We start from the raw sequence: 19,864 nt of genomic DNA on the forward strand, positions 1-19,864 counted from the left end.
GCTTTCCTACCTATAGAAGACTATCAGTGCGGTGATTCGGCGTCACCGTTCTATCAATTTTGACGCTGCCGGGCCATAGGGGTTGCTATGCCGTGCACCAACAGGAGCCGGAAGCGTCTAAAAAGGTGATATGCAGAGAGCAAAGTGGTGTATTGCAGCAGTTTTGGCCCTGGGATGCGCCCAAACCTGGGCGCAGGAAGCCCCGTCTCCCGGAGGAGCGCCGCCCATGAGCTCCGCCCCCAGCGCTGCGCAGGAGGCCACGGACGCCGCCCCGACCCTGCGGGTGAACGTCAACCTGGTGAATACGTACTTCTCCGTCCGTGACAAAAACGGCTTCATCACCGACCTGACCAAGGATGCCTGTATCGTCCGCGAGGACGGCGTCGAACAGAAGATCAAGAACTTCACCACGGAAAAGAACCTCCCGCTGACGGTGGGCATCCTTCTGGACACCTCCGGCAGCATGGAGCGCGTTCTCCCCATGGAGCAGGACTCCGGCTCCGAGTTCCTGAAGGGCATGTTGACCCCCAAGGACGAGGCCTTCCTCATCACCTTTGACGTGAACGTGGACCTGCTGGCCGACTACACCAGCAGCTCCCGCGAGCTGGATCGCCAGATTCACAAGGCGCGGGTAAACACGGCGTCCTCTTCCGGCGGTGTTCCTGGAATCGGCGGTGGCCCCGTGCCGGTAGGCAATCCCCGCGGAACCCTGCTGTACGACGCCGTCTACCTGGCTGCACACGACAAGCTGCGAGCCGAGGCAGGCCGCAAGGTTATCGTCGTACTGACGGACGGCGTGGACCAGGGCAGCCAGGAGACGCTGAAGTCTTCCATCGAGTCTGCCCAGAAGGCCAACGCCATCGTCTACGTCATCCTGGTGGAGGACCGCAGCTTTTACTCCAACGGCGGCATCATGATCGGTGGCGGTGGTGGTGGCGGCTACATGAAGAAGCTGGCCGAAGAGACCGGTGGCCGCATGATCGACGTTGGCTCCAACGGGAAAAAATTGAAGGACGCCTTCCTGCAGATCAGCGACGAGCTGCGCACCCAGTACCTGATGAGCTACACCCCCACCAACAACAAGCTGGACGGCACCTTCCGCAAGCAGGAGATCACCTGCGGCGAAAAGGGCCTGAAGGTGCAGGCGCGGCGCGGCTACTACGCCGTGGATGAAGGCGCGACCAACTAGCTGTTGGTTCTTAGATATTTGTCGTTAGAAGAAGCCCATCTCTGCATCTCGGAGGTGGGCTTTTGTTTTGGCGGCGACAAAGTCCGTGAGTCATTACAAATACGGAGGTCGCGCCTAGAACAGGGACACCTGTTCTGCAGGTGGTCCGTCGAACTTCGCCGCACGCTCCAGCCGCAACAGCTTCTCCTTGCGGTGCTTGCCGCCGCCATAGCCGGTCAGCGATCCATCCGCCCCAATCACGCGGTGGCAGGGGACGACGATGGCGATGCGGTTCTGCCCGTTGGCTCCGCCAATGGCGCGGCTGGCGGAGGGCTGCGCCCCAATCGTCACCGCAAGCTCTCCGTAGGTACTGGTGGTGCCATAGGGCACCGCCCGCAGGGCATTCCATACGCGGATCTGGAAGCTGCTGCCCGGTGTGACCAGCGGCACGGTGAACTGCTGCAATGTGCAGGCGAAGTACGCAGCCAGCTCCTGCTCTATCTGGTCATGGTGCGGTGTGCGTCCTGGCAGAATGGCGTAGCCATAACGCGTTTGCAACTCATGCTTCTCCGCCGGCAGGGCAGGCCGGTCGGCGAACTCCAGCAGCACAAGACCCTGCCGCTCGGCCATGGTAACCATGGGGCCGAGCGGCGTGTCGAATGTGCTGGTGAGCAGTTCTTTCATGCGAGGAATGCGATCGAGATGTGGGCACCCGGTTTTTACTGACAACTAAGAACTGACAAATGTCGTTAAGCGTCCATCGCTCCCGAGTAGACAGCCATACCGACCACGGCGTCTACGCCGAAGGCATCGAGGTCTTCGACCTCCTGCATGGAGCGGATGCCGCCGGCGACGATCAACTGCCTGGTCGTCGTGGCCCGCAGAATCGCCGCCGTGTCGATGGGGAAGCCCTGCATGGTGCCCTCCGTGTCCACGTGCGTGTACAGGAAGGCGGAGCAGTAATCTTCCAGCCAGGTGATGGCCTCTTCCGGAGTCAGGTCCACGTTGGCCTGCCATCCGCGCACGGCCACCTTGCCGTTCTTCGTATCGACAGAGAAGACCAGGTTCTCTTCGCCAACGTCTTTCTTCAGCGACGCGGCGAAGTCCTTGCGGATGAGCTCATCGGACTTGGCATCCGGCTCCGTGTTGAACAGCGAGCTGCCGAAGATGACGCGCTTCGCTCCGCCATCCAGCAACGCCTTGGCGTCCTCCGCAGTGCGGATGCCGCCGCCCACCTGCACAGGCAGGCGCCTGGCGATGTCGGCGATCAGGGCCTTGTTGTCGCCCTTGCGCAGCGCGGCGTCCAGGTCGATGAGCTGGACGAGCGGGTATTTGCTGAAGCGCTCGATCCAGTAGTCGAAGTCGTCAAAGCTGAGCTTCAGTTCCGCGCCCTGGCGGAGTTGAACGATCTTGCCGTTCATCAGGTCAATGGATGGGATAAGTGCCACAGGATTGCCTTTCGTCGATGTTGCTTTTCTTGTTTGTCATCCTGAGCAACGCGAAGGATCCGCTTTTCGCTTTTGCTCTTTTGTTTGTCATCCCGTAGGGATCTGCTTCTTGTACTGACGCCTTCAGCACGGCAACCTCATCGGAATGCCACTCTTCGCCAGCTCTTCCTTAAGCGCGCGGCTCGAAGTCACACCGAAGTGAAAGATGCTGGCCGCAAGCGCCGCATCGGCCTTGCCCGCGGTGAATACATCCGCAAAGTGCTGTGCGGTGCCTGCGCCTCCGCTGGCGATGACGGGAATCTGCACGGCTTCCGAGACAGCGGCGGTGAGCTCGCAATCAAAGCCTTTGCGCATTCCGTCAGAGTCCATGCTGGTCAACAAGATCTCGCCTGCGCCGCGATCTTCGGCTTCGCGCGCCCAGTCCACCACCTTCAGGCCCGTCGGCTTACGTCCACCGGCGACGTAGACTTCGGCGTTGCGCACAGGGTCAGACGAATCAACAGCGCGACGCGCGTCAATCGCAACGACTACAGCCTGCGCTCCGAAGGCAGAACCTATCTCGCCAATCAGCTCCGGCCGCGAGATAGCAGCGGAGTTGATGCTGACCTTATCGGCTCCGGCGAGGAAGACAGCCTCAGCTTCCGATGCCGAGCGAATGCCGCCGCCAACGGTAAACGGAATGAAGAGCTGTGACGCGGCGCGCTTCACGGTATCGATCAGCGTGGCGCGGCCTTCGTGCGTTGCCGTAATGTCGAGCAGGACGATCTCGTCGGCGCCTGCGGCGGCGTGGCGATGCGCCAGTTCGGCCGGGTCGCCGGCGTCAATGATGTCGACAAACTGAATGCCCTTGACGACGCGTCCGTCACGAACGTCCAGGCAGGCGATGATGCGTTTCGTCAGCATTGCTTGCGTCCTAATGTTGCATAGTGTGTTCGGAGATCATCCCATGCTTCTTGCGGAAGAGCACGATTGGGAATGAAGATGAAGCGCTTCTTTTCAATGAATAATAAGGTGATGTTGCTGTCAGTGATCAGGCCACAGATGGAAGGCCAAAGGAGGCGCTCTTCGCCGTTATCGCGGTTATCTTTGACGTTCACAACGACTTGTTCATCATTCCATTCGAGTTCAGCTGGAATAGCGTTGCCGGTTGGATTCATTGATCTCCAGCAACCGCGCAATTGATAGATGCGAGTGAGTGGCATGCCGATGCCAAACACAAACCCGAGGATCAAGTAGAAATGATCGAAACCTTCATTACCTATGTATAGATACAACTCAAAAAAGACTAGGCTACAGCCAGCTAGTGGGCAAATCCATATAAGAAAAATATAGAAGAGCCTGCTTGTCCATTTCCGACTGTAGTAAGCGCGTTGGGCTGCAAGATAGTCGTCGTAGGTAAGGAGGTAATCGTAAGCCATTCATATCTCCAGAAAATTCTTCAACAACTGCAAGCCGGTTTCGCCGGACTTCTCCGGGTGGAACTGCACGCCCATCACATTGCCGCGTTCTACGACTGCGGTGAAGGGCCCGCCATACGTTGTAGTGGCGGCGGTATCTTCACTCACCGGAGCGCGCCAGGAGTGGGTGTAGTAGACGAAGCTCCCTTCGGCCACACCGCGCAACAGGCGCGAGTCCGGGCGGATGTTCTCAAGCGAGTTCCAGCCGACGTGCGGGCTCTTCAACGGCTCGCCATGGAAGCTCTCCGGAAAGCGCTCGCACTGCCCGCCGAAGTGGCACAGGCCATCGGTCGACGGCGCTTCAGTAGAACCCATATACAACCACTGCAGGCCAACGCAGATGCCGAGGAAGGGCGTGCCCTTGGCTGCGGCCTCGCGGATGGCCTCGGTGAGTTGCAGATCGTGCAGAAGTTGCGTCGCCTGGAAATGCCCAACGCCGGGCAGAACGATCTTGCTCGCGCTGCACACGACGTCGGGCGACTGCGTGACCTCAGTCTCCGCGCCAAGGTAGTTCAGCGCCTTGACGACGCTGGTGAGGTTTCCGGCTTTGTAGTCGATGACTGCGATCATGGCTAGCCTCTAGCTCTTAGCTGTTAGCCGCTAGCTAGAAGCTAGGAGCTAACAGCTAGAAGCTGGTTACAGAAGTCCCTTCGTGCTCGGCAGAATCTCCGCCATGCGCTCATCGCGGCTGCAGGCTCCGCGCAGGGCGCGTGCAAACGCTTTGAAGATTGCCTCGATCTTGTGATGGTTGCTGCGGCCGTACATTGTCTTAACGTGGACGTTGGCGCGAGCACCACGTGCGAAGCCGTCGAAGAAGTCGGCGAGCAGCTCGCTCTGGAAGTCGCCGACGATGCGCGTCTTCACCTTGTCGTCGACCACGTAGGCCACGCGGCCCGAGAGATCGACGGCGGCGACGGCCAGCGTTTCATCCATGGCCATGACGAAGTATCCCGCGCGCAGGATGCCCTTCTTGTTGCCCAGCGCCTTGTCAAAAGCCTCGCCCAGAGCGATACCCACGTCTTCCACGGTGTGGTGCTGGTCTACGTCCAGATCACCAGTCGAGGTCAACGTCAGGTCGAAACCGCCGTGGCGCGTGAACAGCTCCAGCATGTGGTCGAAGAAGCGGATGCCGGTCGTCACCTTGTAGATGCCAGTGCCGTCGATGTTCAGCTTCAGAGCGATCTGCGTCTCGGTGGTGATTCGCTTGATCGTAGCGGTGCGCGCCTTCAAGGGCTTGGGGGCTGCGACGGGGGCCGGGGCTGCAGTCTTAGCTGCAGTCGCAGGTTCCTTAACTACATTCTTCAGTCTTTTTTTACTCGTACTCATGTTCGTCTCCGCTGGTTCCTTTGCTCAGGCCGGCTTCTTCCGGCGTCCAGTTCATGGCGTGGATGGCGAGCTTCAGCGCTGCAAGGCCGCGCTCGACGTGATCATTGGGCCCGATGGTGATGCGCACGCAGCCTTGCAGGCCCGGGTCGCTGGAGCGGTCGCGCAGCAGCACACCGTGCGCGCGAGCATCGGCAACAAGCTGCTTGTGGCGCGGCCCAATGCGCATCAGGATAAAGTTCGCATGCGACGGATAATGCGGAATGCCTAGCTCATCCAGACCCGCGGCCATCTTCCGCATACCGTGCTTGATCTGCTCGGCGTACCACTCGATGTAAATGTCGTCTTCCAGCGAAGCTTCGAGCGCAGCCAGAGCTACGCCATTCACGTTGTAGGGCGAAGCTGCCTTGCGCAGATGCGTGATCATCTCGGCTGAGGCCAGCAGAGCGCCGATACGCAGGTTCGCAAGCCCATAGGCCTTCGAGAAAGTGCGCGCGACGATGACATTCGGCAGCGAGGCAAGCTCATCGAGAATGGTCTCACCGAAGAAGTGGAAGTAGGCTTCATCGACCAGCACAGCGGCCTGCGGAGCGGCGTTGGCAATGGTGCGGATCTGTTCCCGGGTGATCGTGGTGCCGGTGGGGTTGTTGGGCGAGCAGAGGATGACGAGCTTGGTCTTCTCCGTAATGGCCGCGAGGAAACGCTCATACGGGAAGGCCAGTGTTTCATCGGCCTGGATGCGGTTGAGCTTCGCACCCATGGCCAGCACGTTGACGTCGTACATGAAGAAGCTGGGTACAGCGACCACGGCTTCATCGCCCTCGTTTAGGAAGGTGAAGGTCACCAGGTGAATGGCTTCATCGACCGCGTTGGTCAGCAGCACCTGATTCGGCTGCAGACCAAGGTGCGCGGCCAGCTTGCGCTCGACGGGTTCGCGCTCGGGATAGATGGTGAAGCTCTCGGCCGTGAGCGAACGCACGCGCTCCAGCACCTTCGGCGAAGGCGCGAAGGTGTTTTCGTTGAAGTCCAGGCGAAGGGCCGTACGCCCCGCAAGCGGCGGGTGATACTCCGGCATCTGGTCGATGGCTTTGCGCGGCTTTACGCTCATGGATTTAACCTCGCCCGGACCGATTCCGCGTGGCCGACAAGACCTTCGGCCTCAGCCAGTGCAATGGCATGGGGCCCGAGCTTTGCCAGTCCCTTGGCCGTGTACTGCTGCACGGTGATCAGCTTCAGGAAGTCCATCACACTCAGCCCGCCACGCAAACGTCCGGTGCGTCCGGTCGGCAGCACATGGTTCGGCCCGGAGACGTAGTCGCCCATCGACTGCGGCGAATGCGGACCGATGAAGACCGAGCCGGCATTGCGCACCCATTGCAGATCGTCCGGATGGTCGACCGTCAGATGTTCGGGCGCCAGCATGTTGGTCAGCGCCTGCGCTTCACGCGGGTGCTCGCAGACAAAGATCGCGCCACGCGCTTCCAGGCTCTGCTTGGCCAGCTTGTTCTTCTTTGCCAGCAGCTTTACCTGCTTCAATACCTCTTTGCCCAGCGGCTCGTTGGTCGTAATGAAGATGGCCAGCGTCTCGGGGTCATGCTCAGCCTGTGCGACCAGGTCGGTCGCGATGCCAAGCGGATCGCCGAGGTCGCTGGTGACGACGATCTCCGTTGGCCCGGCGGGCATGTCGATGCCGCAATCCTGCGAGACAAGCTGCTTGGCTGCGGTAACGTACAGATTGCCCGGTCCGACGATGCGCGTGACCGGCGGAGTGCTTTCTGTGCCGTAGGCAAGCATGGCGATGGCCTGTGCTCCGCCCACGCGATAGAACTCGGTCACGCCGCAGAGGTGCGCCGCGGCCAGCGTCTCCTGCGCCGGGTTGGGGCTGCAGACGACGATGCGTTCCACACCCGCAACCTGCGCGGGCAGTGTGGTCATCAGCACGGTCGATGGCAGCGGATAGCGGCCCCCCGGAACATAGCAACCCACGGCATCCAGCGGACGAATGATCTGCCCGGTGCGCACGCCGCTGGCCGGCTCAATGATCCAGTCCTCCGGCATTTGCGCCTCGGCAAAGGCGTGGATGTTGGCTGCGGCCTCTTTCATCGCGGCCTTCAGCGCCTTAGGCAGAGCGTTCCACGCGGCTTCCATCTCGGCGGGATCGACGAGAATGTCCTGCCCGGGCGTGAGGCCGTCAAACTGCTCGGCGTAGGCGCGCAGGGCTTTGTCGCCCTTGCGCTTCACGTCGGCGACGATCTTTTTGACGGCAGGCGCAACGGTAGCCGTGGAGGTGGCGCCACGCGCGGCGATCTGCTCGATCATCGAGGTGGCCTCTGCTGCCGATTTGCCGAAGGTGCGGATCAGTTTCATTTAGAGGACCACCTTGCTCAGCGGATACTCCACGATGCCGGTGCCGCCAGCGGCCTTCAGCTTGGGAATCACTTCGCGCACGGTCGACTCATCGAGGATGGTGTTGACGGCGACCCAGTCCGAGTTTGAGAGCTGCGAGATGGTGGGCGAGTTGAGCGCGGGCAGTACGTCGAGCACGGCCTGCAGGTTGGCGCTCGATACATTCAGCATCAGGCCCACCTGCGTGTGCGCTGCCATCGCACCATTCAGCATCAGCGAGATGTTCTGGATCTTCTCGCGCTTCCAGTCGTCGGCCCAGGCGCTCTTGTTGGCGATGAACTGGGTCTCGCTCTCCATTAACGTCTCAATGATGCGCAGGCGGTTGGCGCGGAGCGAAGAGCCGGTCTCGGTCACTTCGACAATGGCGTCGGCCAGTGTCGGCGGCTTTACCTCGGTCGCACCCCAGCTGAACTCCACCTTGACGTTGATGCCCTTCTCGGCGAAGTAACGCTTGGTGTACTCGACGAGTTCGGTGGCGATGATCTTGCCTTCCAGGTCTTCGGGCTTCTGGAAGGGGGAGTCTTCAGGAACGGCGAGCACCCACTTCACCCTCTGGCGGCTCTGCTTGGAGTAGGTGAGCGAGGTGACGCGCTCGACGTCCGACAGGTTCTCGAGGATCCAGTCATTGCCGGTCAGACCGGCGTCCAGAGCGCCGTGCTCGACGTAACGGGCCATCTCCTGCGCGCGGACGAGCATGCACTCAATCTCGGTGTCGTTGATGGTGGGGAAGTACGAACGGCCCGAGGGATAGATGTCCCATCCGGCTTTCTGGAACAGAGCGATGGTGGCGTCCTGCAGGCTGCCTTTGGGGATTCCGAGCTTCAGTTTCTTCGCCATGACTTACTTCTTCTCCTCAATCGTTTTGGTGAAGCAGCTCACCGTTCCCTCGTGGCAAACCAGGCCGTCACCGTCGACGGTCACTTTGAACAGCAGCGCGTCGTTGTCGCAGTCGGTGGACATGCTGACGATGCGCAGGCGGTTGCCGCTGGTCTCGCCCTTCATCCACAGCTTCTGGCGTGTGCGCGACCAGAAGGTGACAAAGCCGGATTCCAGTGTTTTCTGATAGCTGGTTTCGTTCAGGAAGCCGAGCATGAGGACCTGGCCGGTGTTGGCGTCCTGCACAATGCCGGGGACGAGGCCGTTTTCTTTTGCGAAGTCGAGTTGGATAGGTTCTGCCATTTCCTTGCTTTCCATTCTTGCTGGGTGCGCAACGCCGCAGACACAACAAAGCCCGCTGGCTTTGCGCATCAGCGGGCTTTGAATCTCTTGAGTGGCCTTGTGCTTCTTACTTCCTGGAAGCACCGGACACCGCCGCCGACACGCTGATCGCATGATGGTGATGGTGGCCGTGATGGTGCTGCACAAAGCGCATATCTACTAGTTAAAGTAGCTGCGGGCGGCCCGGCGTGTCAATCCGGGCCGCTCACAATGCTGGATTTATCCCAGTTTTTCGATCTTCGCGCGCAGAGCCTTGGCTGCCGCAGCCGGGTCAGCCGCGCCGTAGATAGCTGCGCCCGCAACCGCAATCGTTGCACCGGCCTTTTCAACCGCGCCGATCCGGTCCAGGTTGATGCCTCCGGCGACCGAGAAGGGAATCGACGCATCGCGGCCGGCGGCCAGCAGGTTGTCGATGGAGTAGCCTGCCTGCGCCTGCTCGTCCAGACCGGCGTGCAGCTCGACCCAACTCACGCCAAGCTCCTTCAGTTCCTTCAGGCGAGTGGCCTTGTCGGCGACGCCGATCATGTCGGCCACAACAGCTTTGCCATGCGCCTTGCCGGACTTCACCGCGCCCGCGATGGTGCTGTCCGCCGCGGAGGCGAGGACAGTGACAATGTCGGCACCGGCGGCGAAGGCCAGGTTGGCTTCCAGCTCGCCCGCGTCCATGGTCTTCATGTCGGCAAAGACCAGCTTGTCCGGGTAGGCGGCCTTCACGTTGGTCACAACGCTCAGCCCCTGCTGCTTGATCAGCGGCGTGCCCAGCTCGATGATGTCGACCGAGTCGGCAACCTTGTTCAGCAGCGTGAGCGCGTCGGCGGTGGAGAGAAGATCGATAGCAACCTGCAGTTTCATGCGGAACTCCTGATGGTGTTTGGAAAGGGGACCGGGAACAACGCTCGTCCGGTTATTCGAGATTGGCGTGGCGCGACCACAGATCTTCGGCGCTCTTGCCGGAGGCCTGCCACAGCATTTGAAAAATAGCGTCGGAGGCGAGCAGAACGCTCTGCTCAAACAGCGCGCCGGAGTATTGCGCGGAGCGCACCCCGGCGTGATCCTGCTTGGTCTGCGCGGGAATGACGATGACCCCCTGTGCGAGACGGGCCAGGGGAGACTCCGGGCTGGTGGTGTAGCAAAGCACCTGCGCGTTGTTCTTTCGTGCGACCTCGGCTGCATGCACGGCGCTGGCCGTGGTGCCGGAACCGGAGGCGACGATCAGCAGGTCGCCTGTCGCAATGGCCGGGGCTGTGACCTCGCCCGCAAAGTGAACGGTCAGGCCAAGGTGCATCAGCCGCATCGCCGCCATGCGCAGCGCAAGCCCGCTGCGGCCTGCTCCGGTGAGGAAGACGCGCCGTGCGGCAAGGATCATCTGCGTCGCTTGTTCGATCTGCTCTTCGCGGATGGTCGAGAGTGTCTGCTGGACCTCGGCAAGAATCGTGTTCTGAAGGGAGGCGAAGCTGGCGGAAGCGGTTGCTGCGGCTTGCATGACTCTGCCAGCATTCCACCCGCCAGAATCGCGATCAAACAGGAAATTTCGATGGGCCGATAGGTTCTGTCTATCGAGTGGGCTTTGCGCGGAAGGCGCGATGCGCGGCCAGCAGCGCACGGATAGCCGTAACCATCTCCGGCGTATGCGCCAGCTCCATCATGGCGTGGATGGCGGGCGGCAGTGCTGCTTTCTTCTGTGTCACAAAACCGATGTTGATGCGGTTGTCCGGCGGGCTCAGAGGGATCGCCACTGTCTGCGCTGTCGCCACCTGTGACACCAGCGATTGCGGCAGCACGGTGGCCCACTTCTTTGTGGCAAGGTGAGCAGCCACCATCGGGACGGCATCGGTCACCATCAGCTTCGGTGCGTGTTCCAGCCGCGTCTGCGCTGGTGCTGGAATAGCCCCCCGCAGCAGGCACAGGGGGGAGGCGGCTGCCTGCTCCCAACTCACGCGTTCCTTGTGCGCCTTGTCGCTGGTCAGCAGAAAGAGCCGCTCGTCGTACAGTGCATGGGTCTCCAGCCCTTCATGAAGAGCGGGTTCCAGGTGCGTCAGTGCAATGTCCAGTTCGCCTTGCCGAAGTTGCTGCATCAGCTCTTCACACGACGCCGTGGTGCTGGAGATCTGTAGCAACGGGAACTGCTCGGCGAAGCTCACGCTCAAAACAGAGACGACCGCCGCTGTCGACGGCGACATGCCGATGCGGAAGGGACCCTGCAAGCCCGGGCCGCGCAGGTCTCGCAGTTCCTGCTTCAGCCGCTGGCAGTCTTCCAGCATCTGCTGGGCCAGCAGCAGGACACGTGCGCCCTCCTCGGTAAAGCCTTCGAAACGCTGGCCGCGTTTGACGATCAGCACGTCCATGTCTTCTTCCAACTGCTTGATGCCGGAGGAAAGCGTGGGTTGCGAGACCTGGCAGGCCGCGGCGGCGCGGGCAAAGTGGCGTTCCTGGTTCAGCGCGAGCAGGTACTCGAAGTTACGGATGATCACGAGATACGGGCTCCCGGCGGTAAAACCATATCTTCCAGTGTCTCATTTGCAGGATTGTTCCAACTGCAACAGGGCGTGTGCTAGTCTTTCCGCCACCCGGAGGGGATACTATGCTGAAGCTTCGTCGTCTTGCCCTTGCTCTGGCGCTCGTTCCTGTTTTGCTGGCGCCTTCGTTTACCACCGCCCAGGCTGCAAAAGCCAAGCCTCTTGCTGCAAAAGCCGATGCTTCCATGTTGATTGACATCAACACTGCCTCGGCAGATCAGTTGAAAGCTATTCCCGGCATTGGCGATGCCTACTCAAAGAAGATCATTGACGGACGTCCCTATGCCAACAAGACGCAGCTGGTCAGCAAGAAAATCCTGCCGCAGGGTGTTTACGACAAAGTAAAGGACAAGATCGTCGCCAAGCAAAAGTAGGAATGAAAAGTGGGCGGCGGCCGCGGCCGCCCCACTTTTCTAAGTGCGCATTCGAACGGAGGATGCTACGCTTTTCCTTACCCCCTTGGAGACGCTGAGCCCATGATCTCTCCTCGCAAACTCGTGCCCTATCTTTTTGCCTTCCTGCTGGCCGGTCTTGTCTCTTTGACCGATGCCATTCTTCCTCCTGTGCAGGCGCAGCAGACCATCGCCGAAAAGATTGAGGCGGATAAGACCAAGCTGGACCTGAACACCGCGACAGTTGCGGAACTCAAGTCCCTGGGGCTGGGCGACAACTACATCAAGCGCATTATTGATGGCCGGCCCTATACGGCGAAGAACCAGCTTGTCAGTCGTGGAGTCCTGCCGCAGGCGGCGTACGAACCCATCAAGGAGCGCGTGATCGCGCACCGGCCCAAGAAGCAATAAGCGGTAACCGTAAACCATTCAGCCGGCTGGTTCGTCTCCGATGCTAGGATGACAGGCACCAGCCCGGATGCAGACTTCTAATCCATTGCGGCCCAGGCACCGCCCCGCGGTCGCGCAATACATTGTGCTGGCCCTGGTCGCCGCCATGGCGTTGGGGCAATGGGGTACCTCGGCATACCGCATGGTGCGCGGCATGTTCGGTGGCGAGCGCGGCATCCGTGCCCCTTTCAGCCTGAACAACGGCGTCATCTCCGGCATGAATCCCTTCGCGCATAACGCGGGATTGCAGACTGGCGACCGTCTGCTCGCGGTGAATGGACAGGTCGTCACCGGAGAGGCCGTCCTTCTGAAGGAACTGGCCCACTCCCACCTGGGAGACACCATCAGCGTCGACGTCGAGCATCCCGGCGGCCAGCGCCAGACCGTCACCTGGAAGCTGTCCATTCCGCAGCGTCGCCGCGGCGGCGGCCGTCCCGGGGGATGGATCAGCCCCTTGCTGCTGGTCGTCATCCTGCCGCTGGCCTTCCTGCTGGTGGGGCTGTGGGTGGTACTGGCCAAGCCGCACGACGTAAGCGCGTGGCTGGTGCTGGGCATTCTGCCGTACTTTGAGGCGCTGCTCTCGCCCGCCTATCCGCAATGGGACTGGACGGCCTGGTATGCCTCCTACTGGAACCAGACCGCGCAAATGGCCATGCCCATCTGCCTGATGTGGTTCGGTGTCCTGTTCCCGGAGCGCGCCACTCTGGACAGGCGCATGCCGTGGGTCAAGTGGGTCTTCGGCCTGTCGCTGCTCGCGCTTCTCCCTTTCGATCTGCTGCACAGCTACGCCCGTCTGTGGAACCTGGAGATGGAGCGCACTCTGGCGCCATGGATGCGCACGGTCGACACGCTGGAAAGCATTCTCAGCGTGCTGTGCATCACCTACTTCTTCGTCTTGTTCAGTCACAAGATCTTCGCCGAGAAGGTGGGCGCCGACGCCGGCCGCCGCCTGCGGCTGCTCTTCTGGGGCGCGGCCATCGGCCTTCTCCCCTTCGGGGCCATGGTGGTCTACACGCTCATCACGGGAGAGGACTTCAGCGAGGCCTTCCCGCAGTGGCTCAGCTTCGGCATGGTCTTTGTGCTGGCCATCTTCCCGCTCTCCCTGGCCTATGCACTGGTGGTCCAGCGCGCCATGGAAGTTCGCCTTCTGCTGCGCCAGGGCACCAAGTACGCCTTCGCGCGCTATACGCTCTTCGGTGTGCGGGGTCTCATCGCCGCTCTCTTCGCATGGCGGTTATCGCTCTTCACCACCTACCCCGAGAGCTATCGCCGCGTGGTGGACTACGTCTGGATCGCCGCGTTGATGGGCCTATTCTTCGCCTTCCGTTTTGTGCTGTCAAAAAAACTGGAAGGCGATATCGACCGGCGCTTCTTCCGCGAAGCCTATTCCACCGAACAGGTATTGAGCGAGCTATCCGAAGAGGCACGTAACTTTACCGAGACCGGCCCCCTTCTCAGCACCATTACCCAGCGCATTAGCGACACGCTGCATGTGGACCGCATGGCGGTCTTCCTGCGTGCCGGCGATGTTTTCCGGCTGCAGACAGCCATGGGGGTCGATCTCACCTCGCCGGTGCTTCTGCCCGCACAGTCGGCCACCATGACCACGCTCTCGCGCGAGAAACGCCCTGCCGCCCTGCGCATTGACGACAGTACGGAGTGGTTGCTGGAGGCCAGCGAAACCGAGCGTGCCGCGCTCAGCGAATTCCACACCGAGCTGCTGGTGCCGCTGCCCGGCCGCGGACGCCTGATCGGCGTCATGGCCCTTGGCCCAAAGCGCAGCGAGGAGCCCTACTCCCGCAACGACCGCCGCCTGCTGGAGACCGTCGCCTCGCAGACCGGGCTGGCGCTGGAGAACGCCGAGCTGCTGAAGTCGCTCGCACAGGAAGCGGCCCAGCGCGAGCGCGTCACCCGCGACATCGAGATCGCCCGCGAGGTGCAGGAGCGGCTCTTCCCGCAGAGCTATCCGGTGTTCGAAGGCATTGACGTCGCCGGCTACTGCCGCCCGGCACAGGAGATTGGCGGCGACTACTACGACGTGATGGAGGTGGAACGCGAAACCTCTGACGGCAGCGCTCCCCGCCGCCTGCTGGGCCTTGCCATCGGAGACGTCTCCGGCAAGGGCATCTCCGCCGCACTGCTGATGGCCAGTCTTCGCGCCAGCCTGCGCGGACTGACGCTGGTGGGTCCGTCCGATCTGGGCGAGATGATGCGCCACATTAACAAGCTGGTCTTCGAGGGCAGCACGGCCAATCGCTACGCCACCTTTTTCTATGCGGAGTATGACCCTGCCACGCGCCGCCTTTGCTACGCCAACGGAGGCCACAACCCGCCGGTGGTCCTGCGCGGCGAACAGGTCATCGAACTGGAAGTCACCGGTATGGCCATTGGACTTGTGGAAGAAGAGGACTACGAACAGCGGGACATCTACCTGCAACCCGGCGACATCCTCGTCCTCTTCACCGACGGCATCTCCGAGGCAATGGATCGCGACGACGAGGAGTGGGGCGAGGCCCGCATGGTCGCCGCCGCGCAGCAGGAGCGCTCTCGCGGGGCGCGGACCGCGGAAGGTATGCTGCGTGCCCTCTATCGCCGCGCAGATGAGTATGTCAGCGGAGCTCCCCAGCATGACGACATGACCATGGTTGTCATGCGCATCAGCTAATCAGCAAATGCTGCCGCACTCTACTTCAGCATCATGACCAGCACCCGCCCATCGGAATGGAACTCGCCTCCGGTCGCTGTCTTACCGCTGGCGAACGGATCATCCGGCAGCACATACGCCGCGGAAGTAAACGCTCCCGCCGCATCGAAACTATCCAGGATGAATTTGCGTTCCTCGTCGATCTCCGGATCGATGTGGTGGGTCACCTGGCCGTTGCGCTGGTCTTTCTCAAAACCGTTGTCATGCGTGGCGGAGCCGACCCAGAGCGGCACTCCATTCACGGTTTGCCCGCTGTTCCACACGCGCAGGTGGTGCCGCACAGCCACCACGCGAATCGCCTCTCCGCGCGCGTAGGACATATCCTGCGGACGGCCAAAGAGGTACAGCGTGCTCATCGGCATCTCCAGGTAGGCCTCGCGTGAGAGCGTGGAGAGGATGCCGTGCACAATGGCCGCATCCACTGACTGGTCCACCGGCACCCAGCCGGCGGCCTTGAAGGCCTGCTCCACCTGGCCGCGCGTGCCCACCAGCGCAAAGTTCACCATGTCGCCTTCGTTGCCCTGCTGGTCGCCCACGCGGCGCGGAATCCCGGCAAAGGTTTCGGGCGAGACAAGGGTACTGACCTCCGGTAAGGGAGTAGCGGCGGTCCTGGGCGCAACAGCGGCCTGCTTGGGGAACTCCAGTTTGACCGTGAAGCTGCCGGTGGCGCTGATGCTGCCGGGCAGGTTCACGCCCAGGTATAGACGGCCCGTGGTCGGGGCTGTGACCGTATCGTCTGTGCCGACCAGGAAGGGAAGCGAAGCCCCCATATCGCTGATGCGGCCAATCAGTGCTCCCACCGGCGCGGAGTTCGCCGGGAAGCTGGCCAGCAGGTCGCGCCAGCCTCGATCCACACCTGCGGGGTCAGCTTTGCGTCCATCCGCAAGCTGGAAGCTGCCCTTGGCGCTGAGTTTGATCTGTTCTCCGGCGGCGAGAGTCACACCGGTATCCAGCCACGATGTCTCTTTGAGGGTGAAGCTGTAGGAGGATTTGCGCTGCGGCATACTTTGCTGGCCCGCGGCCGCCCGCATGCTGGGAATGGAGACGACGCGCTGCGTACCCCCGCCCTGCTGCGCCACTGCCGGGCAGCAGAGCGCCATCAAGCATGCCATGTTCTTCAGAATGTTCGCCATACGACTTTCGTTCTAGGTTCAGAACCCGGAATCAGGTACTCTGTTGCTGTAGTTCCCTTATTAGACCGGCCAATGAAACCAGACGTTGCACAGTTCTTTAAGCGTGTCGTCGCCGCGACCGCTCTGGCCGCCGCGACGCTTGGTTTCGGTGGTTGCCAGAGTGTCACCGGCAGTACCTCCAGCTCCCAGATCCGCTTTATCGATGCCTCCATCGATGCGGGTGGCATGGACATGTACATGGGGACCACCGCCGTAGCCTATAACCTCGGCTTCGGCACCATTACCTCTTACATTCCCGTTACCCCTGCTACCTACACCATCAACGTCGATTCGGCAGGAACCCGGCAGGTGCTGGCTTCGGCCAGGGCAACGCTAGCCAACAATAAGCAGTACACCGTTCTTGTCGGCAATATGGTCGCCAGCCTGGGAGCAACAGTCCTTACGGATCAGTCTCAGCCCGCGCCCTCCGGGCAGGTTTCGCTGCGCTTCCTTGACCAGTCCACGGCGACCGGCGCAGTCGATATCTACCTGGTCCCTTCCGGAACCGCCGTCACGGCTGTAACGGCTTTGCAATCGGGCATCAGCTTCGGAACCAATACCGGCTACCTCAATGTCCCGGTAGGCACGTACACGCTTTATATCGTCAGCAACGGAACGGCACTGACTGCCACCACGACGACGCTGTATACGGGAGCCGCTACCACCTATCCGCAAGGTTCGGCCCGCACCATCGTTCTGCTGGATCGTCAGCTCGTGACCACTCCCGCGCTGAACGTCATTACCGCCAACGATTACGATTCCGCGACCGCCACTCAGTAGAGGCAGTTGTTAGTTTTCAGTTGTGAGTCAAGGCAAAACAGAAAGGCCCCGAGCGATCGGGGCCTTTCGCTTTTCCTGACAACTAGGAACTGACAACTAGTACCGGTAGTGCTCAGGCTTGAACGGACCTTCCGCCGGAACACCCAGGTAGTCGGCCTGCTTCTGCGAGAGCGTGGTCAGCTTCACGCCGATCTTCTCCAGGTGCAGGCGGGCCACTTCCTCGTCCAGCTTCTTCGGCAGAACATAGACGCCCACCTTGTAGGTGTCCTTGTTCGCCCACAGGTCAAGCTGCGCCAGCGTCTGGTTGCTGAAGCTGTTCGACATCACGAAGCTCGGGTGGCCGGTCGCGCAGCCCAGGTTCACCAGGCGGCCTTCGGCCAGAATGAAGATCGCGTTGCCGCCGGCGAAGGTGTACTTATCCACCTGCGGCTTGATGTTCAGCTTGGTCGCGCCGGAAGCATTCAGGCGCTCCATCTGGATCTCGTTGTCGAAGTGGCCAATGTTGCAGACGATGGCCTGATCCTTCATCTGCTCCATGTGCTCGAGCGTGATGATGTCCAGGTTGCCGGTGCAGGTGACGTAGATGTCGCCGCGGCCCAGTGTCTCTTCAATCGTGGTGACCTCGAAGCCTTCCATCGCGGCCTGCAGTGCGTTGATGGGGTCAATCTCGGTGACGATAACGCGAGCGCCCATGCCGCGCAGCGAGTGCGCCGAGCCCTTGCCGACGTCGCCATACCCGCAGATCACGGCAACCTTGCCGGCCACCATCACGTCGGTGGCGCGCTTGATGCCGTCTGCCAGCGACTCGCGGCAGCCATACAGGTTGTCGAACTTGCTCTTGGTCACCGAATCGTTTACGTTGATGGCCGGCACCAGCAGCTTGCCCTGCTCCATCATCTTGTACAGGCGGTGAACGCCGGTGGTGGTCTCTTCCGAGACACCGCGCCACTCCTTGGCAACGTTCTGCCAGCGGGTCGGGTTCTCAGCCAGAACCTTCTTCAGCAGGGCCTTGATGACGTTCTCTTCTTCACTGCCTTCAGCCGAGTCCACAAACGAGCGATCGCCCTTCTCCAGGTCCACACCCTTGTGGATCAGCAGGGTCACATCGCCGCCGTCGTCCACGACGAGCTGCGGGCCAAGGCCTCCGGGGAAGTTCAGCGCCTGGTCCGTGCACCACCAGTACTCTTCCAGCGTCTCGCCCTTCCAGGCGAAGACCGGAACGCCTGCGGCGGCAATGGCGGCGGCGGCGTGGTCCTGCGTGGAGAAGATATTGCAGCTTGCCCAGCGAACATCGGCACCCAGTTCCACCAGCGTCTCAATCAGAACACCGGTCTGGATGGTCATATGCAGCGATCCGGTTACGCGGACGCCCTTCAGCGGCTTCGACGGTGCATACTTGGCGCGGATCGACATCAGGCCGGGCATCTCCTGCTCGGCGATGGTAAGTTCCTTGCGGCCCCAGTCGGCCAGCGAGATGTCGGCTACCTTGTAGGGCAGAGTTTGTTCCAGAGTGGCTGTAGCCATGGTGTACCTCAGTCAAATAAGCGTTTGTGCGGCTTAAGGATAGCACTGCGGTTGCACCATGGCTGGTGCGTCCGCGCGGAACGGCGGCTATCGGGGGCTGAATGGAGCAGATGCGCCGGCCGGCTGTGACAGGTGTTTTTAGGTCGCGCAGTGCTGGTCAGGGTCTTCATGCTGATCGCTCATCCAGCGATCCATTAACTTTGCCGCACATTGGGCTCCACACAAGTGGCGAACCGTCGCGTCATGCGCATGGCTGGTGTCAAAACGGGAGAATTTGACCACCGGAATGGTGTCATCCGGCGACGATCCGGGCATGCAGTCGTTGAATGCGAGCCACCACAGGTCGCGCTCGCCCTTCTTGTTGCCACAGATGTCGCACTCGTAGCTTTCGGTGTAGGACATATGGGGGCAACGTATCACAGCCGTATGACAGGAAAAAGCCCCTAAATTGCGATGCCTGCCGCACGGCGGATATCGACCGGCTCCAGGATCGGCTTCGGGTAGCCCTTCCTTGCCACCGCCAGCATGGCCAATCCCACCTCTTCCGTGGTGGTAATGTGACGCGGGAATAGCTTCATCAGCAGCGGCACCACCGGGCTGAAAGCCAGGTAAATGGCGTTGTAGAGCGGAGTTTTTGTCTTGATTCCATGGAGCGGACGAATCGCTCCGGGGCGGAACATGAAGGCATCCGCAAACGGCAGCCGCATCAGCGCATTCTCAAGTTCACCTTTCACCCGCGCCCACATCGTTTTGCTGTTGGCGTCCGTGCCAGCGCCCGACACATAGCAGAAGGTCGCCTCCGGACTCTGCTTTGCCACCAGAGTGGCAATGTTCATCGTCAGGTCGTAGGTCAGGTAGCGGTAGTCGGCCTCGCTCATGCGGAAGGACGACACGCCAAGCGGGAAGAAGACGGCGTCAAAGTTTGTCAGCTCGTAAGCCGCCGTTGCGATGTCAAACAGGTTGGGCAGAAGAATCTCTTTGAGCTTCGGGTGCTTCTGCAGCAGTGGCGACCGTCCAATCGAGAGCACCTCGGTGACGTCCGCGGCCAGCAGGCACTCCCGCAGAATGCCCTGCCCCACCATGCCGCTGGCTCCGAAGAGAAGAACGCGCATGGTTAGTAGATGAGGCTTGACGGGATAAGGGGTGCAATTAAGTAGTACTAACCGGGGATGTGCCCCACGTATAGAGGATTTTTGAATGGAAGAGGGATGTTTGTTTGAGAGCTTTAGCTCTCAAACGGATTAAGCAGTGCCTTCAGGCCACTGAATCAGCCATAAAAACGAAAGGGCTTTAGCCCTGGGTTCTT

22 protein-coding genes are annotated in these 19,864 nt (G+C 61.1%); 5 read left to right on the forward strand and 17 right to left on the reverse strand.

Translation table 11 applies throughout. The annotated features are described in order from the left end of the window. The first annotated feature begins 226 nt into the window (after window positions 1–226). The gene (locus OHL13_RS18310; RefSeq protein ID WP_263411561.1) at window positions 227–1,189 is read left to right on the forward strand and encodes a VWA domain-containing protein; all 963 of its coding nucleotides are present in this window, start codon (window positions 227–229) and stop codon (window positions 1,187–1,189) included. 114 nt (window positions 1,190–1,303) lie between these two features. On the opposite strand, the gene OHL13_RS18315 is transcribed toward OHL13_RS18310, so the two are convergent. The 13 genes from OHL13_RS18315 to OHL13_RS18375 all read right to left on the reverse strand — a co-directional run bounded on the left by OHL13_RS18315 (window position 1,304) and on the right by OHL13_RS18375 (window position 11,491). Continuing rightward, on the reverse strand, window positions 1,304–1,852 hold the full coding sequence (locus tag OHL13_RS18315; RefSeq protein ID WP_263411562.1) for a methylated-DNA--[protein]-cysteine S-methyltransferase: 549 nt from the start codon (window positions 1,850–1,852) through the stop codon (window positions 1,304–1,306). Between the two features lie 65 nt (window positions 1,853–1,917). After that, the gene (locus OHL13_RS18320) at window positions 1,918–2,589 is read right to left on the reverse strand and encodes a 1-(5-phosphoribosyl)-5-[(5-phosphoribosylamino)methylideneamino]imidazole-4-carboxamide isomerase (RefSeq protein ID WP_399256101.1); all 672 of its coding nucleotides are present in this window, start codon (window positions 2,587–2,589) and stop codon (window positions 1,918–1,920) included. A gap of 150 nt (window positions 2,590–2,739) precedes the next feature. Further along, the gene (hisF, locus tag OHL13_RS18325) at window positions 2,740–3,519 is read right to left on the reverse strand and encodes an imidazole glycerol phosphate synthase subunit HisF (protein WP_263411564.1); all 780 of its coding nucleotides are present in this window, start codon (window positions 3,517–3,519) and stop codon (window positions 2,740–2,742) included. Next, the gene (locus tag OHL13_RS18330; RefSeq protein WP_263411565.1) at window positions 3,513–4,034 is read right to left on the reverse strand and encodes a YcxB family protein; all 522 of its coding nucleotides are present in this window, start codon (window positions 4,032–4,034) and stop codon (window positions 3,513–3,515) included. The genes hisF and OHL13_RS18330 overlap by 7 nt, the downstream gene beginning before the upstream one ends. Beyond that, complete coding sequence (gene hisH, locus OHL13_RS18335) at window positions 4,035–4,643, reverse strand: imidazole glycerol phosphate synthase subunit HisH (protein ID WP_263411566.1); 609 nt, start codon at window positions 4,641–4,643, stop codon at window positions 4,035–4,037. A 66-nt stretch (window positions 4,644–4,709) separates the two neighbouring features. Then, on the reverse strand, window positions 4,710–5,399 hold the full coding sequence (gene hisB, locus OHL13_RS18340; protein WP_263411567.1) for an imidazoleglycerol-phosphate dehydratase HisB: 690 nt from the start codon (window positions 5,397–5,399) through the stop codon (window positions 4,710–4,712). Then, window positions 5,386–6,504, reverse strand: coding sequence for a histidinol-phosphate transaminase (hisC, locus tag OHL13_RS18345; protein WP_263411568.1), 1,119 nt, complete (start codon window positions 6,502–6,504; stop codon window positions 5,386–5,388). Before hisC ends, hisB begins: the two co-directional genes overlap by 14 nt. After that, window positions 6,501–7,763, reverse strand: a complete 1,263-nt coding sequence (gene hisD, locus OHL13_RS18350; protein WP_263411569.1) for a histidinol dehydrogenase — start codon at window positions 7,761–7,763, stop codon at window positions 6,501–6,503. The genes hisC and hisD overlap by 4 nt, the downstream gene beginning before the upstream one ends. Further along, window positions 7,764–8,639 (reverse strand): ATP phosphoribosyltransferase, encoded by an 876-nt coding sequence (hisG, locus tag OHL13_RS18355; RefSeq protein WP_263411570.1) that lies wholly within the window; start codon window positions 8,637–8,639, stop codon window positions 7,764–7,766. Window positions 8,640–8,642: 3 nt separating this feature from the next. After that, entirely contained in the window at window positions 8,643–8,981 is a 339-nt protein-coding gene (hisI, locus tag OHL13_RS18360) for a phosphoribosyl-AMP cyclohydrolase (protein ID WP_263411571.1), read from the reverse strand. Between the two features lie 258 nt (window positions 8,982–9,239). Continuing rightward, entirely contained in the window at window positions 9,240–9,872 is a 633-nt protein-coding gene (hxlA, locus tag OHL13_RS18365; RefSeq protein WP_263411572.1) for a 3-hexulose-6-phosphate synthase, read from the reverse strand. A gap of 52 nt (window positions 9,873–9,924) precedes the next feature. Next, window positions 9,925–10,503, reverse strand: a complete 579-nt coding sequence (gene hxlB / locus OHL13_RS18370) for a 6-phospho-3-hexuloisomerase (protein WP_263411573.1) — start codon at window positions 10,501–10,503, stop codon at window positions 9,925–9,927. Window positions 10,504–10,573: 70 nt separating this feature from the next. Next, a complete protein-coding gene (locus tag OHL13_RS18375; RefSeq protein WP_263411574.1) occupies window positions 10,574–11,491 on the reverse strand; it encodes a LysR family transcriptional regulator in 918 nt (305 codons plus the stop codon). A gap of 110 nt (window positions 11,492–11,601) precedes the next feature. Here OHL13_RS18375 and OHL13_RS18380 point away from each other — a divergent pair, with 110 nt between their 5' ends. The 3 genes from OHL13_RS18380 (at window position 11,602) to OHL13_RS18390 (ending at window position 15,043) form a co-directional block, all read left to right on the forward strand. After that, window positions 11,602–11,910 (forward strand): ComEA family DNA-binding protein, encoded by a 309-nt coding sequence (locus OHL13_RS18380; RefSeq protein ID WP_263411575.1) that lies wholly within the window; start codon window positions 11,602–11,604, stop codon window positions 11,908–11,910. 102 nt (window positions 11,911–12,012) lie between these two features. After that, complete coding sequence (locus OHL13_RS18385) at window positions 12,013–12,339, forward strand: ComEA family DNA-binding protein (protein ID WP_263411576.1); 327 nt, start codon at window positions 12,013–12,015, stop codon at window positions 12,337–12,339. A gap of 67 nt (window positions 12,340–12,406) precedes the next feature. Further along, the gene (locus OHL13_RS18390) at window positions 12,407–15,043 is read left to right on the forward strand and encodes a PP2C family protein-serine/threonine phosphatase (RefSeq protein WP_263411577.1); all 2,637 of its coding nucleotides are present in this window, start codon (window positions 12,407–12,409) and stop codon (window positions 15,041–15,043) included. A 20-nt stretch (window positions 15,044–15,063) separates the two neighbouring features. On the opposite strand, the gene OHL13_RS18395 is transcribed toward OHL13_RS18390, so the two are convergent. Continuing rightward, the gene (locus OHL13_RS18395; RefSeq protein ID WP_263411578.1) at window positions 15,064–16,215 is read right to left on the reverse strand and encodes an LssY C-terminal domain-containing protein; all 1,152 of its coding nucleotides are present in this window, start codon (window positions 16,213–16,215) and stop codon (window positions 15,064–15,066) included. Between the two features lie 72 nt (window positions 16,216–16,287). Between OHL13_RS18395 and OHL13_RS18400 the strand changes: the two genes are divergently transcribed. Further along, on the forward strand, window positions 16,288–17,034 hold the full coding sequence (locus OHL13_RS18400; RefSeq protein ID WP_263411579.1) for a DUF4397 domain-containing protein: 747 nt from the start codon (window positions 16,288–16,290) through the stop codon (window positions 17,032–17,034). Window positions 17,035–17,130: 96 nt separating this feature from the next. On the opposite strand, the gene ahcY is transcribed toward OHL13_RS18400, so the two are convergent. The 3 genes from ahcY to OHL13_RS18415 all read right to left on the reverse strand — a co-directional run bounded on the left by ahcY (window position 17,131) and on the right by OHL13_RS18415 (window position 19,670). Beyond that, window positions 17,131–18,558, reverse strand: coding sequence for an adenosylhomocysteinase (gene ahcY / locus OHL13_RS18405; RefSeq protein WP_263411580.1), 1,428 nt, complete (start codon window positions 18,556–18,558; stop codon window positions 17,131–17,133). A gap of 138 nt (window positions 18,559–18,696) precedes the next feature. Then, on the reverse strand, window positions 18,697–18,960 hold the full coding sequence (locus tag OHL13_RS18410) for a hypothetical protein (protein ID WP_263411581.1): 264 nt from the start codon (window positions 18,958–18,960) through the stop codon (window positions 18,697–18,699). A gap of 41 nt (window positions 18,961–19,001) precedes the next feature. Continuing rightward, on the reverse strand, window positions 19,002–19,670 hold the full coding sequence (locus tag OHL13_RS18415; RefSeq protein WP_263411582.1) for a Rossmann-fold NAD(P)-binding domain-containing protein: 669 nt from the start codon (window positions 19,668–19,670) through the stop codon (window positions 19,002–19,004). Between the last annotated feature and the right edge of the window lie 194 nt (window positions 19,671–19,864).

The organism is Terriglobus tenax (genome assembly GCF_025685395.1).
Lineage (GTDB): Bacteria > Acidobacteriota > Terriglobia > Terriglobales > Acidobacteriaceae > Terriglobus > Terriglobus tenax.